General features: G+C 75.6%; 15 protein-coding genes. 8 read left to right on the plus strand and 7 right to left on the minus strand.

Annotated elements, in window-relative coordinates; all coding sequences use genetic code 11:
- Nucleotides 1–38: 38 nt before the first annotated feature.
- Nucleotides 39–872 (minus strand): DUF1206 domain-containing protein, encoded by an 834-nt coding sequence (locus AB0O36_RS02740; RefSeq protein WP_365103056.1) that lies wholly within the window; start codon nucleotides 870–872, stop codon nucleotides 39–41.
- A 201-nt stretch (nucleotides 873–1,073) separates the two neighbouring features.
- Here AB0O36_RS02740 and AB0O36_RS02745 point away from each other — a divergent pair, with 201 nt between their 5' ends.
- The 4 genes from AB0O36_RS02745 to AB0O36_RS02760 all read left to right on the plus strand — a co-directional run bounded on the left by AB0O36_RS02745 (nucleotide 1,074) and on the right by AB0O36_RS02760 (nucleotide 5,943).
- Entirely contained in the window at nucleotides 1,074–1,229 is a 156-nt protein-coding gene (locus tag AB0O36_RS02745) for a DUF6131 family protein (RefSeq protein WP_365103058.1), read from the plus strand.
- Nucleotides 1,230–1,658: 429 nt separating this feature from the next.
- Complete coding sequence (locus tag AB0O36_RS02750) at nucleotides 1,659–3,107, plus strand: hypothetical protein (RefSeq protein ID WP_365103061.1); 1,449 nt, start codon at nucleotides 1,659–1,661, stop codon at nucleotides 3,105–3,107.
- Between the two features lie 21 nt (nucleotides 3,108–3,128).
- Nucleotides 3,129–4,655 carry a hypothetical protein gene (locus tag AB0O36_RS02755; RefSeq protein WP_365103063.1) on the plus strand — a complete coding sequence of 509 codons (1,527 nt, stop codon included), beginning with the start codon at nucleotides 3,129–3,131 and terminating at the stop codon, nucleotides 4,653–4,655.
- A 166-nt stretch (nucleotides 4,656–4,821) separates the two neighbouring features.
- Nucleotides 4,822–5,943: a beta-ketoacyl-ACP synthase 3 gene (locus tag AB0O36_RS02760; protein ID WP_365103066.1), complete on the plus strand. Its 1,122-nt coding sequence runs from the start codon at nucleotides 4,822–4,824 to the stop codon at nucleotides 5,941–5,943.
- 36 nt (nucleotides 5,944–5,979) lie between these two features.
- On the opposite strand, the gene AB0O36_RS02765 is transcribed toward AB0O36_RS02760, so the two are convergent.
- The gene (locus tag AB0O36_RS02765; RefSeq protein WP_365103068.1) at nucleotides 5,980–6,765 is read right to left on the minus strand and encodes a lysophospholipid acyltransferase family protein; all 786 of its coding nucleotides are present in this window, start codon (nucleotides 6,763–6,765) and stop codon (nucleotides 5,980–5,982) included.
- A 184-nt stretch (nucleotides 6,766–6,949) separates the two neighbouring features.
- Here AB0O36_RS02765 and AB0O36_RS02770 point away from each other — a divergent pair, with 184 nt between their 5' ends.
- Complete coding sequence (locus AB0O36_RS02770) at nucleotides 6,950–7,216, plus strand: acyl carrier protein (protein WP_365103071.1); 267 nt, start codon at nucleotides 6,950–6,952, stop codon at nucleotides 7,214–7,216.
- A 7-nt stretch (nucleotides 7,217–7,223) separates the two neighbouring features.
- On the opposite strand, the gene AB0O36_RS02775 is transcribed toward AB0O36_RS02770, so the two are convergent.
- Complete coding sequence (locus AB0O36_RS02775) at nucleotides 7,224–8,222, minus strand: BadF/BadG/BcrA/BcrD ATPase family protein (protein WP_365103074.1); 999 nt, start codon at nucleotides 8,220–8,222, stop codon at nucleotides 7,224–7,226.
- A gap of 145 nt (nucleotides 8,223–8,367) precedes the next feature.
- Here AB0O36_RS02775 and AB0O36_RS02780 point away from each other — a divergent pair, with 145 nt between their 5' ends.
- On the plus strand, nucleotides 8,368–8,760 hold the full coding sequence (locus AB0O36_RS02780) for a TOBE domain-containing protein (RefSeq protein ID WP_365103076.1): 393 nt from the start codon (nucleotides 8,368–8,370) through the stop codon (nucleotides 8,758–8,760).
- Between the two features lie 45 nt (nucleotides 8,761–8,805).
- On the plus strand, nucleotides 8,806–9,447 hold the full coding sequence (locus AB0O36_RS02785) for a class I SAM-dependent methyltransferase (protein ID WP_365103079.1): 642 nt from the start codon (nucleotides 8,806–8,808) through the stop codon (nucleotides 9,445–9,447).
- Between the two features lie 70 nt (nucleotides 9,448–9,517).
- On the opposite strand, the gene AB0O36_RS02790 is transcribed toward AB0O36_RS02785, so the two are convergent.
- The gene (locus tag AB0O36_RS02790; RefSeq protein ID WP_365103082.1) at nucleotides 9,518–10,387 is read right to left on the minus strand and encodes a hypothetical protein; all 870 of its coding nucleotides are present in this window, start codon (nucleotides 10,385–10,387) and stop codon (nucleotides 9,518–9,520) included.
- Nucleotides 10,388–10,600: 213 nt separating this feature from the next.
- Between AB0O36_RS02790 and AB0O36_RS02795 the strand changes: the two genes are divergently transcribed.
- The gene (locus AB0O36_RS02795) at nucleotides 10,601–11,860 is read left to right on the plus strand and encodes a PP2C family protein-serine/threonine phosphatase (RefSeq protein WP_365103084.1); all 1,260 of its coding nucleotides are present in this window, start codon (nucleotides 10,601–10,603) and stop codon (nucleotides 11,858–11,860) included.
- A gap of 97 nt (nucleotides 11,861–11,957) precedes the next feature.
- Here AB0O36_RS02795 and AB0O36_RS02800 read toward each other — a convergent pair whose 3' ends face one another.
- The 3 genes from AB0O36_RS02800 to AB0O36_RS02810 all read right to left on the minus strand — a co-directional run bounded on the left by AB0O36_RS02800 (nucleotide 11,958) and on the right by AB0O36_RS02810 (nucleotide 16,841).
- Nucleotides 11,958–13,820, minus strand: coding sequence for an Imm49 family immunity protein (locus AB0O36_RS02800; protein ID WP_365103087.1), 1,863 nt, complete (start codon nucleotides 13,818–13,820; stop codon nucleotides 11,958–11,960).
- Between the two features lie 126 nt (nucleotides 13,821–13,946).
- A complete protein-coding gene (locus AB0O36_RS02805; protein ID WP_365103090.1) occupies nucleotides 13,947–15,593 on the minus strand; it encodes a von Willebrand factor type A domain-containing protein in 1,647 nt (548 codons plus the stop codon).
- Nucleotides 15,594–15,743: 150 nt separating this feature from the next.
- Nucleotides 15,744–16,841: a serine protease gene (locus AB0O36_RS02810; RefSeq protein WP_365103093.1), complete on the minus strand. Its 1,098-nt coding sequence runs from the start codon at nucleotides 16,839–16,841 to the stop codon at nucleotides 15,744–15,746.
- Nucleotides 16,842–17,065: the final 224 nt, after the last annotated feature.

A 17,065-nucleotide genomic window follows, 5' to 3' on the forward strand; every position in this document is an offset into this window, starting at 1 on the left:
GCGGACCCGCACCCAAGGCGGCCGTGTGCCGACGCGGCTCAGGTGCGGACCCGGGCCGCCTCCGCCCAGGAGAAGACGCCGAACAGCATCAGCCCGATCGCCAGGGCCACCAGCAGCCCGGGGCCGGCCGGGGTCGTGGCGAAGGCGCGCAGCGTGTCGTCGATCCCTTTGGCCTTGCCCGGGTCGTAGGACACGGCCGCGTACACCAGGAAGCCGCCGACCGCCGTGAACACCACCCCGCGGGCGATCCCGCCGGCCACGCCGAGCACGTCCACGGCCGTGCGGACCCCGTCCGGCAGGCCGTCGGTGTCCATCTCGTCGTGGAAGGTGCGCCGGGCCGCGGCGACGGCGATCACCACGCCGCCGATCGCGAAGCCGATCCCCACCAGGGCCACCAGCCAGCCGCCGGCCCAGCCGAGCAGGGTCGCCGTCGCGTCCCGTGACTCCTCGTCCCCGGAGCGGGTGCCGCCGAGGCCCGCCGCGAAGGCCAGCACGGAGAGGGCGCCCACTGCGTAGACCACCGCGCGGGCCGCCGCGAGGGCGCGCATGGCCGGCTTGGTGCCGTCCGGGCGGGCGGCACCGAAGACGGCCTCCGACAGCCTCCACAGCGCCATGGCCACCAGGCCGATGCCGACGGCCCACACCAGGACCGCCCCGAACGGCTGCCGGGCGAGCTGGGCCACGGCCCCGGTGCGGTCGGCCTGCTCGCCGGTGTCCCCGAAGGCGATCCGCAGGGCCAGCAGCCCCACGAGCAGGTACAGCACGCCGCGCGTGGCCAGGCCGCAGCGCGCGGCCACCGTCACGGCGCGGCGGGTGGCCCGGCTCCGTTCGGCCGGGCCGGGAGGTGTGATGTGCGGCACGGTACGCGGCATGCCCCTGCCCCTTTCGGTCCGGGGCGCGCCTGCCCGAGACGGGCCGTACCATGCGCCGCCGACGCAACTCGGTCCACCGCGGGTGGTTTCCGGACGCATAAGCGGGTAGCAGCGACTTATCAGACAATCGGCGTCAGGCCGTTCGGAGCTTCGGCGCCTCTCCCTCTCCCGCTCCCGGATTCCCGGAGATCGGAGTACGCCATGATCATTCTCGGCGTCATCCTGCTGATCGTGGGCTGGTTGCTCGGCCTGTCGATCTTCTGGACGATCGGCATCATCCTGGTCGTCATCGGCCTGATCCTGTGGGTCCTCGGGGCCGTGGGGCACGCCGTCGGCGGCCGCAAGCACTACTACTAGTCGCCGGTGCCGGGTCATCATGGCCAGACCTCGTCGGCGGACCTGTCAGACGTTCCATTTCCGCACTTCAGGGCGGTGTCAACGCCGACCCAGCTTCTTCATCCTTCCGGGCCCGCGGATCCGGGCGGCCCTTCCGGCCCCCGCCGCGGGCCCGGTCCCGCCCCGGAATCACGGGCCCGAGGACCCGCTCCCGACGGGACCGGAGACGGACCGCCGCCGGCGAACGGGCGAGCCCGGGCGTCCGGGCGCGCCGTCCCGCCCCCACGGGGTGTCAGCATGCCCAGCGGACAGCGGCTCACGCGGCGGGTGAGGTGAAGCCGTCGCGCAGCGACGAAGGGCAGGGACGTGACGCCTCAGGCGGTCGGACACGCGGCTGGCAATCCGCAGACGCAGACGCAGACGCAGGCACAGCCGGAGACGCGAACGGGGGTGAAGTCGAGGGCGGAAGCGGCCGTACGGAAACCGGCCGTCCCGACGGCCGTCCCCACGGCCGCGCCGACCGCCGCGGCCCTTCCCGGCGGCACGCCCCCGACCGGCGTCGACGCCGAACTCCTGATCGCCGCCTCGGTGTTGCTGGCGGACGCCGCACTCACCGCCAAGCAGGCCGGTGCGGAACTCTCCGGCGCGCTCGGCAGCTGGCGGTTCGGCGTCGAGGCATTCCGCCGCCCCGCCTGGGCCCTCGGCGCGGCGGTGTCCTGCGCCCGGGCCCTGACCGGCCCCGCCGGCCTGTCCTTCGGGGCCAACGGCGGCATCCCCGGTGAACTCGCCAGGATCGCCGGGAACCTGACCCGCCGGCGGCCCGCCGCGGTGGCCATGGCGGTGGACTCGTTCGCCATGCGCATCGAAGCGGCCGCGGTCACCCACCCCAACCTCGACTCCCCGCAGGCCAGGCGCCTCACCGACGCGATGGTGGCGGGCGACCGGCTGGAGGCCCTGCGGGCGCTGCGCGCCCTGGTCGAACGACTCGGAGTCACCCGGGCCCTGACCACCGTCAGCCCGGTGATCATGGAGCTGTGCGCGCTGGCCGGCATGCTCGACGAGAACCCGGTCAACGACAGCTTCTCCTGGGTGACCCTGGCCGGCGGCGTCCCCACCACCGACCCCTTCCTCGGCCTGCCCAGCTCCGTGCTCAAGTGGCTCAACCCCGGCCCGGGCCGCGCCGAACGCACCGATCCCGACCCGATCCTGGCCAAGGTCCTCACCACCTCCCGCAACGACATCGTCAGCTACGTGAACGACATCGGGGCCCTCGGCAACCACGGCCTGGTGCTGCTCCGCCGGGTCGCGTGCACCGACGGCGCCGAACGCCACGTCCTGCTGCTGCCCGGAACCAGCTTCGGACTCCTCAGCAACAGCACCCCGCAGGACCTGGTCGGCGCCTTCGACGGCCTGCTCCGCACCGACACCACCTACACCCGGGCCGCCCGGAAACTGCTGCTGCGCGCCGGAGTTCCGGCCGGCTCCGAGCTCATGCTGGTCGGCCACAGCCTGGGCGGCATGACCGCCATGAACCTGGCCGCCGACCCCGAGGTCGCCGCCGAGTACCGGATCACCCATGTGATCGCCGTCGGCTCCCCGATCGACAGCAAGCGCCCCGCCGACCACACCACCCGGGTCATCAGCCTGGTCAACGAGCACGACGTGATCCCGGGCCTCGACGGACGCGGCCCGGCCTCGCCCCACGACGTCCCCGACACCTGGACCGAGCTCGCCTGGCTCGACGAGACGTACGACTACCCGCTCTCGCACGCCCCGCAGGCGTACTCCGACGCCCTGCGCGGCGAGACGGCCCACCACCGCGAGCGGGTCAACGAGCTGATCACGGCGTACGACGGCGACATCGTCGGCAACCAGCCCTACATGCTGCGCGACAAGTGACGTGAGGAAGACACCCGCCCCATGACCACCGCAGACACCCGCCCCGCCGCCGGCGCCTGGCCGCTGGAGAACGCCGTGTTCAGCGCGGCCCTGCTCGCCCACCGGCTGCCCTGGACGGACGCCCCCGCCCGCGCCCTCGGCCTGCACGCGCTCACCCGGGAAGGAGCCGTCCGTCACCTCCTCGCCCATCTGCACCGCACCCGGTCGGGCCGCCCGGTGCGGCTGAGCACCCCCTTCGGCTCCTTCCTCGTCCCGCTCACCCGGGCCGACACCGCCGGACTCCTCGCCGCCGCCGGGAGGAAGGGCGCGCTCGGACCGGCCGCCGGATTCACGGCGGGCGGCCGGCGGCACGGCCTGCACCCCCACACCCCGCTCCCCCCGGAGGCCGTACCGCCCTCCGACGGACTGGCGGCCCGGATCGCGGAGGACCTCGACGGAGTGGTCGCCGCCCGCCGAGGGGACGGCACCCTGGACCCGGAGCGCTGGCGCTCCGCCATGCTGCGCCTGGCCCGCCGCGTGGTGGTGGGTGCCGACGCGGACCGGGACTCCCTGCTCAGCGAGGTGCTGACGGCAACCGCGGCCGCCGCGGGCAGCCGTACGTACGAGAGCCGGAACGCGGCCCTGCACCGCAGGCTCGCCCCCTACCTGGCAGCCGACCCGGACCCGGACACCCCCGCCGGCCGGCTCGCGGCCGCCGGCCACGACCCGGACGAGGCCGTACCCGCCCTCGCGCACACCCTCGCCGTGGTCTCCGAGGCCGCAGTCACCACCGCCCTCCAGGCCCTCGCGCTGTACGCCGCAGGTCCGGACGCCGCGGATCCGGGTGCCGCCCGCCCGGATGCCGCCCACCCGGATGTCGCGGACGCCGCCGCGGCGGCCGTGCGGCGGGCACTCGACCACTACCCGCCGGTGGCCGCGGCCGTGCACCCGGTCCGGGCCGCCTTCACCTGGGAGGGCCTGGCCGTCGCCGAGGGCACCGAGATCCTGGCCGCGCCCGCCCGGCTGAACGCCCCCGACCCGGCGGACGACGGCCGACAGGAGGCCGGCGGACCGGCCGACGGGCAGCCGTCGCCGCTGTGCGGCGCCCCCGCCGGGTGCACGGCCGGCGGGTTCGCCGCCCTGGTCGCGGGCGAGATCGTGCGGGGCATCAGGGCCGTCGCCCACCCCGTGCTGATCTCCCCGCAGCTCACCCCGGACCGCCTTCCGTACGAACTCGCCCCGGACACCGTGCTGGTGGCCCTCACCCCCGCCGACCCGACCGGACGCACCGGGGCGGCCCCGTCCGACGGCCGGGTCGCCGTCGGCACGTCGGCCGCCGTTCCGCGGTCGGCCCACGGCTACAGCCCGGCCTCGTACGGCGCCCTCGCCCGGACCAGCGCCGACCGGCTGGACCGGCAGGCGGAGAGCCTCGCGGCATGCGCCGCGCACACCGGCTGGAACGGCGGAGAGGCGGGCGAGCGCTTCCGGCTGGTCCTGCTGGCGCACGCCGACCGGTGCGCGAAGGCGGCCGCCGACGTACGCGGCGCGGCCCGGGCACTCGCGGACTGAGGCGGGCGGAACGCGTCGAACGGGCACACCGACGCGTCCCCCCTGCCGGGCCGGCGACCACACAGAGCGGAACTGGCGGAACCGAAGGAGACCGGACCCCATGCACATGCCGAACCACCCGGTGACATCGCCGAATCCGGAGCATCCGGTGAATCCGGTGAATCCGGTGAACGCGGGCAACCGGGCGGCGCCGGGGTTCCCGGCCCCCCGCCCGGGCGGCAGGGCCGCCGTGCTCGCCGGGCTCGGGGCCCATCTGCCGCCCCGTGCGCTCGACAACGCCGAGCTGTGCGGCGGCCGGCCCGTGGGCGACGAGTGGATCCGTGCCCGCATCGGCGCCGGGAGCCGCCGCATCGCCGACGGTGAGGCGGTCGCCGACCTGGCCGTCCGGGCCGGCCGGCGCGCGCTCGCGGCCGCCGGCACGCCCGCGGCGGACGCGGTGGTCGTGGTCAGCACCGCCCCCGAGCGGCTCTGCCCGGCGGCCGCGCCCGAGGTCGCGTACCGCCTGGGCCTGGGCAACGTCCCGGCCTTCGACCTGGCCGCCGGCTGCAGCGGGTTCCTCTACGGCCTCGCCGTGTCCGCCTCGATGGTGACCTCCGGCACGGCTGGCCGTGTCCTGCTCGTGGCCTCCGACGTGTTCAGCGCCTTCATGGACCCGGCCGACTGGCTGATGCGGGCCATCTTCGGCGACGGTGCGGGAGCGGTGGTGCTGCGGGCCGGAACGCCCGGAGAACCGGGCGTGATCGGACCGTTCGACCTCGGCAGTGACGGCGGGCAGGCCGACCTGCTGGAGATCCCCGGTGGCGGCGCCCGCTCCCGCAAGCGTCCTCCCGGGGCCGAACGTGACGGAGGAGACGGAGGCGCCGGACCCTTCGGTGCGGGCGGTGCGGGCGGTGCGGGCGGTGCGGACTCCCCGTACTTCCGCATGGACGGTCCGGCCGTCCGCAAGCAGGCGGTGGTCGGGATGAGCGATTCGGTGACGCGGGCCCTGGACGCCGCCGGGTGGGCGCTGCCCGACCTGGACGCACTGGTCGCCCACCAGGCCAACCAGCGCATCCTGGACGGCCTGGCGGCCGAACTGGGCCTGCCGCCCGAGCGCGTGCTGTCACACATCGAGCACTACGGGAACACGGCGTCGGCCTCTGTGCCCGTCATGCTGGCCCAGGCCGCTGCCGCCGGAACGCTCCGCCCGGGGCAGCGGGTGGCCCTCACCGCGTTCGGCGCCGGCCTGGCCTGGGGCTCCACCACACTGGTCTGGCCCGACGTACGGGCGCTCACGGACGACCACTGAGGGGGCCCGCCACGGGAGCCGTTTCCGGGTGCGTGCTCACGCGCCGTACCGGCCGTCCCGCAGCAGCAGCTCCCGGTCCACCATGTCCTGTACGGCGGCCTGTACGTCGGCGCAGAACCGGCGGGCCGCCGCCGATCGGGCGCCGTACCCCGCGGGCCGTTCGGGTGCGGGGATCGGCTCGCCGACCGTGATCCGCCACTTCCCGGGAAGGGGAAAGGCGGGGGTGACGGGGAAATACGGCAATCCGAAAAGGCGTGCCAGGGCCGGTACTTCGCCCAGTTTCGGGACCGACTCCTCGGCTCCGATCACCGAGATCGGCACCACCGGAGTTCCCGAGTGCAGGGCGGCCACCGCGAATCCCGGGCTGAAGGGCCGGAGCCGGTAGCGCTCGCGGAACGGCTTTTCGAGCCCCGACATTCCCTCGGGGAACACCCCGACGAGCTCGCCTGCGCGCAGGTGTTCCAGTCCCACCCTCGGGTCGATCGGCACGCCGCCCAGTTTCGCGGCGTGCGGGCCGATCACCGGGAACCGGAACAGCAGCGGGTCCGCGAGGACCTTGGGCCGTCGGGGCACCGACCGGGCCAGTGCCTTGAGCAGCACGAACGCGTCCAGGCCCCAGGCGCCCGAGTGGTTGGCGACGAGCACGGCCGGCCCCTCGGACGGGATGTTCTCCAGGCCGAGCACGTCCACCCGGAACCAGTCGTCGATGAACCAGTCGAGCAACCGGTCCCATGCCTGCACCCCGACGTCACCGAGCATCCGGCCCATGTGGCGGAATTCGGCACCCGCCATCTCGATCACGTCCGACATGCTTTCCGACACGAACGGTCCTCTTTCCTGCTTTTGGGGTCACCCAACTCGCACCATGCGAACGGACTTTGTGAAGACCAACGCCCGTGGTAGTTGTTTGAGCACGAGAACCGGCCGCATTTCGGAAATCGGTTCTCCGTTCCCCTCTTCATTCCCCGCGCCGCGTGCGCGCGTTCCCATGAAGGCCGAAGCCACGATGACCTCCCAGAACACTCCCGCCACGCCCGCGAGGCCCGCCCCGGACCTGATCGGCGAGCTGCTCGTCCAGCGCTTCGAAGTGCCCGCCGGCGAGGTGCGCCCCGACGCCGCCATGCGCGACCTGCTCGTCGATTCCCTGATGGTCGTCGAGATGGCCATCACGGTGCAGGAGACCCTGGGCGTCAAGGTCGAGGAGGACGAGCTCCGCGACACCACCCTCGGGGAGTTCGCGGCGATCGTCGAAGGCCGCCGCACCGACCGCTGACCCCGCGCTACCGCACCGTCAGGACCCGCAGCAGGGGCGCCCCCTCCGGCCAGGGCATGGGGCCGGCCACGGCAGCCGCGGCCAGCCGGAGGGTGCCCTGGAGCGGGTCGCCGTCGGGGACGTGCGGACGTACGCCGGGCACCCGCTCCGCCAGCCGCGCCGACACGGCCGCCCGCAGCCCGGCGAGGTCGAACAGCCGCCCCGTAAGCGAGATCCGCGGCGCCGTCAGGCCGACCGCCGCCGCGGCCGCCGTGTCCGCGATCTCCTCGGCGGCCCGGGCGAGGATCCCCGCCGCGACCCCGTCCCCGGCGGCCGCGGCCCCCGCCACCGCGGGCGCCAGGGCCGCCAGCAGCCCGGCCCGGTCCGGGCGCCGCTGGAACACGGCCGGCAGCCCGGCCACCGCACCGTAGAGCTCCACCACCCGGTCCAGGAGCAGGACGGACCCGCCGCTCCGGCCGTCGTAGGCGCGCAGGGCCGCGTCGACCGCCGCGCGCCCGATCCAGGCACCGCCCCCGCCGTCCCCGAACAGGTGCCCCCAGCCGTCGGCGCGCCGCCAGCCCCCGGCCGGACCGGTGGCCAGGGCGATCATGCCCGTCCCGGCTGCCACGACCACGCCCGGCCGGACACCGAGGGCGCCCGCGTACGCGGCGACCGCGTCCGCGGCCAGCACCAGCCGGCGGGCCCCGGCCCGTTCGGCGAGCGGCCCCGGGAGCCGGGCGGCCAGGTCCTCGCCGAGCGAGGCCATGCCGGTGGCCCCGACGGCGACCACCTCCACCGCGTCGGCGCCCGCCTCCGCCAGCAGCCCGTCCAGGGCCGGCAGGACCAGGCCCAGCAGCGTCCCGGCATCGATGCCGTGCGGACCCGTCCGGGTGGCGGCGCCGATCGCCACGGAGGCCGCGGTCCGCGCCCCGCCGTGCCCGTCGAGGCGGGCGAGCGCCAGCCGCAGCCCGGTCCCGCCTACGTCCAGGCCGGCCACCCACACCCCGTCCAGCGGTTCGTCTTCCATTCCCGGACCATTCCCCGGGCCGTGGCACCCGTACGCCGGTTCCGGGGCGCTCGCGACCGCCACGACCGCCCTGCACCGAGGGCTCGGGCCCGCGGGGGAGGTGGCGGCGCAGCAGCACACAGGGCCGGGCCATAAGGTGGCGGGTATGGAGTCGTACACCATCGGTCAGGCGGCCAGGCTGCTCGGCGTCAGCGTCGACACGGCGCGCCGCTGGGCGGACGCGGACCGCTTCCCCACCCGCCGCGAGGGAAACCGGCGGATCGTCGCAGGACCGGACCTCGCGGCCTTCTGCGTGGCCGTCGCCCAGGAGACGGCGGAGGCCGACGAGCCGCCGTACACCTCGGCCCGGAACGCGTTCCCCGGCATCGTCACCCGGGTCCTGCTCGGCACCGTCGACGCCCAGGTCGAGATCCAGGCCGGGCCGCACCGGATCGTGTCCCTGCTGACCCGCGAGGCAGTCGAGGAACTCGGCCTGGAGGTCGGCGCCCGGGCCACCGCACGGGTGAAATCCACCAGCGTCTTCATCGACCGCGTCTAGCCTGGTCTCCGGATCCCGGTGACACCGGACCCTGAGGAGGCTGCGGTGGACGATCGTGCGGTGGAGACGGCGGCGGAACTGTTCGACGGGATGGGGGCCGAGTACGAGCGGGCCTTCGGGAAGCTTCCCGCCCAGCTCGCCGCCCTCGACTGGCTGGCCGCCAGACTGCCCGCCGGAGCCCGGGTGCTGGACGTCGGCAGCGGCACCGGCCGGCCCGTCGCCGAGTCCCTGGTCCGCGCCGGGTACGACGTGACCGGCATCGACGTGTCCGCCGCGATGGTCGAGCTCGCCCGGTCCCAGGTGCCCGGAGCCCGGTTCGAGCAGCACGACGTACGCGACTACCGGCCGCCGGCCGGCGGCTTCGACGCGGTGACCGCCTTCTTCCCGCTGCTGGTGATGGGCCGCGACGAGGTCGGGGAATCCCTGCTGCGGATCGCCGACTGGCTGGTGCCCGGAGGCTACTTCGTGATGGCCACCGTGCCCGCCGACATCGCGGACGTGGAGGTGGAATGGATGGGCCGGCGGGTCCGGGTCTCCAGCTACTCCACCGCCGAGTACCTGCGCAGGCTCCGTGAGGACTGCGGACTGGAGGTCCTCCACCACTCGACCTCCACCTTCCAGCCCGAGAGCGAGCTCGCCGGGCCGGAGGACCACCTCTTCTGCTACGCCCGCCGCCCCGTCGGCTGACCCGTCCGCCGACGGCTGCGGGCGGTTGCGGGCGGTTGCCGGTCGCGTGCCCGCCCGCCGCCCGCTGCCGTCAGCTGTCCAGCAGGCGGTGCAGGGCCGTGGCGAAGGCGGAGACGAAGGACTCGCGGGCCGGCTCGTCGAGCAGGTCCAGCGAGAGGTAGGGGTTGAGGTCCTCCAGCTCGACCAGCAGCAGCTCCCCGTCCGGGGCCCGGCACGCGTCGACCCGCTGGATGCCGTGGCCGATGGTGTTCCAGTCGACGAACCGCTGCGCGAACTCCAGGTCGGCGGCGGTCGGCAGGTACGGCTCCAGCACCCAGCGCTCCTCCGGCCGGGGCGCGTACAGGGCGTACTGGAAGGCCGCGTCGACGAAGTAGAAGGACACCTCGTAGCGGAACGGGATGCGCGGCTGGACCAGCAGCGTGCCCGGGGCGGCGGCGCGCAGCGCGTCCCCGAGGCCCTCGTGGGGCAGGAAGCGCAGGCCGATCGAGTCCGCGCCGAGCTTGGGCTTCACCACGTACTCGGCGTACGCGTCCGGGCCCGGCAGGCGGTCCAGGTCCGCCGCGCGGTCCACGGTCGGGATCACCGGCATGCCCGCCGCGGTGAGGTCCGGGAGGTACTGCTTGCCCGCCATGTCCGCGCGGCCGGTGAGCTCGTTGTAGACGCGGGTGCCGCGCCGGACGGCCAGCTCGCGGAACGCGTCGTACCGGTCCTGGTACCGCAGGACCGGGCCGCTGTTGCGGACCACCACCGCGTCGAAGGAGTCCATCAGCGACGCCGCGTCCAGCGGGTGGCAGAGCGCGATGTCGAACCCGCCGGGACCGCCCGGCACGCCCTCGCGCAGCCGCGATGTCAGGAAGATGTCCTCGTCGCAGTAGCGCCGGCCGCGCGCGGGATAGGCCAGGTCGGTGACGTACAGGAGGCGGGGCTGCGGTGCGGACATCGTTCCTCTTCGGGCCTGTGCGTGGTGCGTGCCTGCGCGCGGTGCGTGCCTGTGCGAGGTGCCTGTGCGTGGTGCCTGTGCGGTGCCTGCGCGGTGCGCGTGGCGGTGCGCATGGTGTGGTGCCCGTCCGTGCGGGTTCCGCCGCTCACGCTAGCCGCCCCGGCGGCGGCCCCGGCGCGCGGGTGGCGGGTCTCCTGGTGGAATGGAGGTGTGGTGGCGGACCAGGAGTACCCGCAGTCCCCCTTCCGCGAGCGCGCGGAGCTCCGCGCCAGGCTGCGGGCCATGGAGGACGCCGCCGAGCGGATCGGGACCACCCTGGACGAGCGGGCCACCTGTCAGGAGCTGGTCGGATTCCTGTTCCGGAACCTGTGCGACGCGGCCGCCGTGGACCTGCGGCCCGAGGGCCCCGGCGGCCCTCCGCAGCGGGCCGCGGCGGCCGGCCCCCCGGTGCTGCTGGAGGCGGCCGGTGCCACCGCGGACGGCGGCGGCCCGGCGGCGGACCGTGACGGCGGCGCGCCGCGGAGCGGGGACGGCCGTACGGCGGACCGTGACGGCGGGCGGCCGCACGTGCTCTCGGTGCCGTTGGAGACCGGGGACGAGAGCTACGGGTCCCTGCTGGCGGTACGCGCCGCCGGCCGCGCGTTCACCGGCCACGACACGGCGACCGTCGGGTTCGCGGCCCGGCTGGCCGCGCTGCACCTCCGGCACGCACGGCAGCTGGCCGCCACCGAGCAGACCGCGCTCAACCTGCAGCGGGCGCTGGTCGCCGAGCCCGGCCGCCCGCACCCCAACCTGGAGATCGCCAGCCGCTACCTGCCGGTGGGGGCCAGGGCCCTGGTCGGCGGGGACTGGTTCGAGACGGTCCGGCTGCACTTCGGGCGGACCCTGCTGGTGGTCGGCGACGTCATGGGCCACGGGCTGGACGCGGCGGTGGACATGAACCTCTACCGGTCCACCCTGCGCGAGGTCGCCGCCACGGACCTGGCCCCGCACCGGGTGCTGCGGCAGCTGGACCAGCTCGTCGCCGAGGACGACGGTCGCCGCCCGGCGACCTGCCTGCTGGTACGGCTGGACCCGGCCCGGGAGGTGGCGATGTTCGCCAGCGCCGGACACCTGCCGCCCGCGGTCTTCTCGGCCGACGGCCGGGCCGTCCTGCTGGACGTCCCGGTCGGGCCGCCGCTGGGCACCGGGATCGGCGGCTACGAGGCCGGCACCCGCACCGTGACCCCGGACGACACCCTGCTGCTGTTCACGGACGGGCTGGTCGAGCGGCGCGACGAGGACATCGACACCTCCCTGGCCCGGCTCGCCGGACTGCACCTGCCGCCGGGCACGGAGGTGCAGGAACTGGTCGACGCGGTGGTGGCGGCCCTGGACGCCCGGCACGCCGAGGACGACGTGGCCGTACTGGCCGCCCGGATCCGCCGCCGGCCCCATCCGCCGGACCCCACCGACGTGATCCACCCGTCCTGATCCACCCCTCCTGAGCCACCCGTAACCACCCGTAGGGACCCGTGGGTCCCTCTGCGTGCCGCCGCGGCCGGTCCGCGTGGCCCGGGGCCGGTCGCCGTCACCGGGACGGCGGCGGTTCCGGCAGGTAGGGCGAGCGCACCGGCACCGGCCAGCCGATACGGCGGGCATGGCAGGCCAGGGCGAGCACGTCCAGGTCCAGGGCGGCCTCCGGCACCAGGCCGCGCGCCGCCGGCGCGTAGTGCTCCCGGTGCGCCTCCAGTGCGTCCGCCAGCGCCAGCGCGAAGCCCTCGCGGTCGCCCTCGACCAACTGGGACAGCAGCACCACCGGAGGGCCGAGGAAGCCGTCCCCGGCCAGCCGGCCGGCCGTCCGCAGCGCCCGGTCCAGGGCCGGTTCCGGGTCGGCACCGCGCAGGTAGTCGTGCAGCGCGGCGCAGTAGGCCCCGCCCGGCGACGCGTACGGGCCCTGCTCGAAGAACTCCGGCGGCATCAGCACGCAGTCGGCCAGCGGGCCGCGCGCCCCCACGACGAGTGCGCAGGCCACCGCGTCACGCCAGTGCGCGGGCCCCGGCTCGTACGCGCCCCGCCAGGCCGGCAGGATCCGGCGGGTGCCGCCGATGCCGACCTCCGCCGCCCCGCCCGGGGCGGTACGGGCCAGCCGGAACACCGCCCCGCCCGCCTCCGCGCCGAGCCGCAGGTCCTCGTGCAGCCGGGGGTCGCCGGGGGACTCCGCCGCCCTGGACAGGGCGCGCAGCCGCAGTCCGCGCAGCAGACCGGTGATCCCCACGGCCAGGTCCGCCGGGTCGCTGCCCGGGTCCCGGAACCGGGCCAGCCAGGCCCCGGCCGGATCGACGGGATCGGTGGCCCCGGTGACCTCCGCGGCCTCGGCGGCCGTGGCGAGACCGGCCGGAGTGGTCAGACCGGCCGGAGTGGTGAGACCGGCGCGCTCGGCTGTCGCGCGCGGGGGCCCGAAGGGTGCCGGGCGGCCGACGGTCAGCGGGCCGGCCGCCAGTGCGGCCACCGCGTCCGGCCGTTTGTCCCGCCCGTACGCGCGCACCCGCGGCCCCGCCGTCGCGAACCCGGTGACCAGCGCGTCCGGCAGGTAGTCGGAGTCCACCGCGATCCGCCAGCCCAGCCAGCGGTGCGCCATCGCCGCCAGTGCGATCGCGGACAGCGGCAGCAGGGTCCGCGGCGGCGGGTTGCGCATGGCCACCGCGGAGTCCCCGAACCGGCCCCGGTGTATCTCCAGCTGCCGGGCCAGGGCCCGGCCGAACGTCTCCTCTTCCTCCGCGGCCAGCGCGCGCAGCGCCGCCAGAGCGGCCCGCTCGGCGAGCCCCGTGTCGCCTTCGCCCAGGCCGTCGACGATCGAGTCGATGACCGCGAGCCGTCCGGCCGCCTCCACCGGATCGGGCGCGTCCCGGTTCTCCTGGGAGCCGTACACGTACGCCATCAGCGCGTGCACCAGCGCCGGTCCGGGCTGCCGTTCGTTGCCGCGCAACGGTCCGGCCAGGTGCACCAGCAGTTCGCCGTAGTGGTCGGAGCGGGCGGTGACCACGGCGAGCCACAGCACCTCCAGCCACTCCGCGGGCACGACCGCACCGCGGGCCGGGGCCGGACCGCCGGCACCCCCGCCACCGTGCCCGCCGGCATAGCGGACGCCCTCCCCGACATAGGGGATGAAGACGTCCGGCCGCTGCCCGGCGGCCAGCGCCACCGAGCCGGCGGCGGCGGCCGTCGCCGACTCGACGGCCACCCGGATGTCGTTCCCGCCCAGTCCCGGATCGGCGACCGAGCGGGCCGCGACGTAGTCCAGCAGCTCGTCGGAGATCATCTGCCAGCCGTACGACGGACAGGCGTCGTGCCGCATGCGGTACACCTCGCCGGCGAGACGGCCCGCGAAGTCGCGCTGGGCCGCGGACAGCGCCGCCGCGCCGACCCGGTGCCGCTCGATCCGTGCCCCCATGTCCGCCTCCCGCTCGTCCCCGCCCCGGGTTCCCGGTCTCCGGTCTCCTTCATGATCAGTGGTGATCAGCATAGGAAGGGCCACTGACAACGCCCCGGCCGCGTACCCCCGGCCACCGCCCGCGCGTCAGCCCAGCAGCCGGTCCGCCTGCCGTACGGCCTCCGACAGCTGCCGGACCTCCGGGTCCTCGGTCCGGGCGGCCAGCCGCCCGGTGATCTCCGACAGCCGGTCCAGACCGACCGCGCCCGGCACCGGTTCCCAGCCGCCGCTGCGCTCGCGCAGCTCCGAGGCCAGGTACGCCGCCGCGGCCGTGACCTGGAACCGGGGTGCCGCCTGCTCCCAGCCGCCGCCCGTCAGCGCCGCCGCCTCCACCCGGCCGGACTCCTCGTGCGGGGCCCGGCTGCCGGGGTCGAGCCACCGGACGGTCGCGGTGGCCACGTGCCCGGCCGCTCCCGGCCGCAGCCGCACCGCGTACAGCGCGGTCACCGTGTGGCCCGGGCCGACCTCGCCGCCGTCCACGGAGTCGTCGCGGAAGGAGTCGTCGGCGACGCGCCGGTCGTCGTAGCCGATCAGCCGGAACCGCTCGACGTTGCGGGGGTCGAAGGACACCTGGGCCTTGGCGTCGCGGGCGCGCAGCTCGACCTGTGCGGGCAGTTCGTCGCAGAACACCCGGCGGGCCTCCTCCTCGTCCGAGACGTACACGGTGTGCCCGTCGCCCTTGTCGACCAGCCGCTCCATGAAGGCATCGCCGTAGTCGCTGCCCACGCCGACCCCGAAGAGGGTGATGCCGTGGTCGCGGCGGGCGCCGTCGATCCGTGCCAGCAGGGTGTCGGCGGAGGTGGCACCGGTGTTGGCGAGGGCGTCGGAGAGCAGGACCACGCGGTTGGTGGCGCCCGTCCGGAGCCCTTCGACGGCGGTGTCGTAGCCGCGGGTGATGCCGGCCTCCACGTTGGTGGAGTCGGTGGGGCGCAGGCCGGCGACGACCCGGTGCACCCGGCCGCGGTTGCCGTCCAGCCGGGTCATCGGCAGCCGGGTCTCGGCCTTGTCGCTGAACGCGACGACGGCGACCGAGTCGTCGCCGCGCAGCCGGTCGGTCATCAGGTCCAGGGACCTGCGCACCAGGTCGAGGCGGCCGGGCTCGGCCATCGAGCCGGAGATGTCGACGACGAAGGTCAGGGCGGCCGGTTGGCGTTCGGAGGGACCGCGGCCCGACCGGGTGGCCAGCCCGACGCGCATCAGCGACCAGTCCGCGGAGCCGGTGCGGGCGCCGTCCACGGTGACGGAGAAACCGTTGCCGTCGGGCTGCCGGTAGTCCTGGCGGAAGCTGTTGACGAACTCCTCGGGACGGACGGTCGCGGGGTCGGGCAGGGAGCCGTCGGCGAGGGTCCGGCGCGCGTAGCCGTAGCTCGCGGTGTCCACGTCGAGGGCGAAGGTGGAGAGGTAGTCGGCGGGCGGCGCGTCGTCGCGGCGGCCGTCCTCCTCACCCTCACCCCGGTGCTCGCCCTTGTCCGTGGAGCGGTCCGTGCCGCCGGGCGCCGCCGGGGCGGGGTTGCCGCCGTCGCTGCGCCTGCGGGACTCGGACGCGGTGCCGCCGCTGCGGTCGTGGCCGCCGTCGGCCGCACTGCACCCGGAGAGCAGGACGGCCGCGGCGGCGAGCGCGGCGAGCAGGGCCGGCCGTCTCCGCGGGTGGCGATCGCGGTCGAGCGTGCGACTGCGGTCGAGCGTGCGACTGCGGTCGCGGCCGCGGTGGCGGTCGGGCGTGCGCAACGTCATGGTGTCCCCTCCGGACGGTCATCCCCACGGTCGGTGTCTGCGAATGTGACGTCCGGGAAAGGGAGTTGGAACCGGCCGGGGTGTTGCGAACGCGTCTCGAAAGGACAACGGAAGGCGGAAGGTCAAGCTCTGGCGGAGATCAGGACACGGTCACGTCGCGGAGGCGGCCCCGGCGGACCGCTTGCGCGTCCCGGTCGCCTGCTCGTAGAGCGTGCGCACGTCCGCGCCGAAGGCCGGGCTGTAGGAGGTGTCGGGGTGGTTGCCGCCGGTCTGGTAGCCGCCGATGACGCCGACCACCTCGCCGGAGGGGGTGAGGAAGGGGCCGCCGCTGGTGCCGCCGGGGTAGCCGGTGCAGCGGATCCGCAGGAAGGAGCCGGGGGACTTGGCGTCGGGGCTGTTGAAGCGGGTGGTGCGGTTGACGCACAGGCGCGGCCGGGCGCGCCCTGCGGGATGGCCGACGAGGCGTACGGTCGGCAGCTCGTACCCGGCACCGGTACGGAGCCGGGCGGCGCCGGTCACGTCCTGCAGCCTGCGGCCGTCCTTGCGCGGGCCGACCTGCACGAAGGCGACGTCGAGCGCGGCCGCCCGGACGGTGCCCTGGCGGCGGTAGCGCGGGTCGATCCAGATCCGGCTCACCGGGAACATCCCGTACGGCTGGGGGCGCGCGGCGGTGTAGCGGGGGACGAACGCGAGCTGCCGGGCCTCCCCGCCGAGCATGCAGTGGGCGGCGGTGAGCACCAGGTCGCGGCGGGGCGAGGCCACCGCGCTCGCGGTGCAGAAGTAGGCGCCGCCGTTCTTCACCGCGAACATGCGGCCCACGACGGGCAGCCCGTCGAAGTCCTGCCCGACCCCCGGTGCCACCACGGCCCGCAGCTCCGGCCCGGCCAGGCCGCCGGTGGCCGCGTCGGCACCGGTGCCGGCACCGGTGTCCGTGCCGTCGGCGGGTGGGCCCCCGCTCCCGTCCCAGCCCCCCGCCCAGCCCGCGGCCCCGGTCCAGTCCCCGGCCCCGGTCCAGTCCCCGGGGCCGGGCCCGGCCCGCCCGGCGGGGTCCTCGTCGCGGCCGGGCGCGGTGGGCACCGGACGGGCCGAGGCCATCCGCTCCGGGGTCCAGAAGGCGGCGGCCGCCCGGGCGTTCCAGCCGGGCGCGGCCGGGACCCCGGCGCCTCCGGCGCCGGGCGGTGCCGCCGAGGGCAGTACGGCGGTGGAGAGCGCGGCCGCGGCCGCACAGAGAGTGATGATCAGGCGCATGCGCCCAGTCTTCGCCGCCGGGCCCGCCCCCGCACCGGAGCCGCCCTGGGCGTTCCCCCCTTCGGCCCAACAGCGGCGCGGCAAATCCTGCTGTCATAAGGTGTTTTGGCGGGACAAGCAAGTTCTTCGCAGGGCTTGTGAATTACCTTGACCGGCCGGTAAAGGCGGCATAAGTTCTGCCGCGTCCGTTCCGCACGGACGGGACGCCGGACCATCCTCAGGGG

It is taken from the genome of Streptomyces sp. NPDC089799 (assembly GCF_040684755.1).
GTDB lineage: Bacteria > Actinomycetota > Actinomycetes > Streptomycetales > Streptomycetaceae > Streptomyces.

Bases quoted from the DNA above. Each gene is read 5' to 3' on its own strand.
- AB0O36_RS02740 (WP_365103056.1), bottom strand. From the start codon at position 872: ATGCCGCGTACCGTGCCGCACATCACACCTCCCGGCCCGGCCGAACGG.
- AB0O36_RS02745 (WP_365103058.1), top strand. From the start codon at position 1,074: ATGATCATTCTCGGCGTCATCCTGCTGATCGTGGGCTGGTTGCTCGGC.
- AB0O36_RS02755 (WP_365103063.1), top strand. From the start codon at position 3,129: ATGACCACCGCAGACACCCGCCCCGCCGCCGGCGCCTGGCCGCTGGAG.
- AB0O36_RS02770 (WP_365103071.1), top strand. From the start codon at position 6,950: ATGACCTCCCAGAACACTCCCGCCACGCCCGCGAGGCCCGCCCCGGAC.
- AB0O36_RS02775 (WP_365103074.1), bottom strand. From the start codon at position 8,222: ATGGAAGACGAACCGCTGGACGGGGTGTGGGTGGCCGGCCTGGACGTA.
- AB0O36_RS02780 (WP_365103076.1), top strand. From the start codon at position 8,368: ATGGAGTCGTACACCATCGGTCAGGCGGCCAGGCTGCTCGGCGTCAGC.
- AB0O36_RS02790 (WP_365103082.1), bottom strand. From the start codon at position 10,387: ATGTCCGCACCGCAGCCCCGCCTCCTGTACGTCACCGACCTGGCCTAT.
- AB0O36_RS02800 (WP_365103087.1), bottom strand. From the start codon at position 13,820: ATGGGGGCACGGATCGAGCGGCACCGGGTCGGCGCGGCGGCGCTGTCC.
- AB0O36_RS02805 (WP_365103090.1), bottom strand. From the start codon at position 15,593: ATGACGTTGCGCACGCCCGACCGCCACCGCGGCCGCGACCGCAGTCGC.
- AB0O36_RS02810 (WP_365103093.1), bottom strand. From the start codon at position 16,841: ATGCGCCTGATCATCACTCTCTGTGCGGCCGCGGCCGCGCTCTCCACC.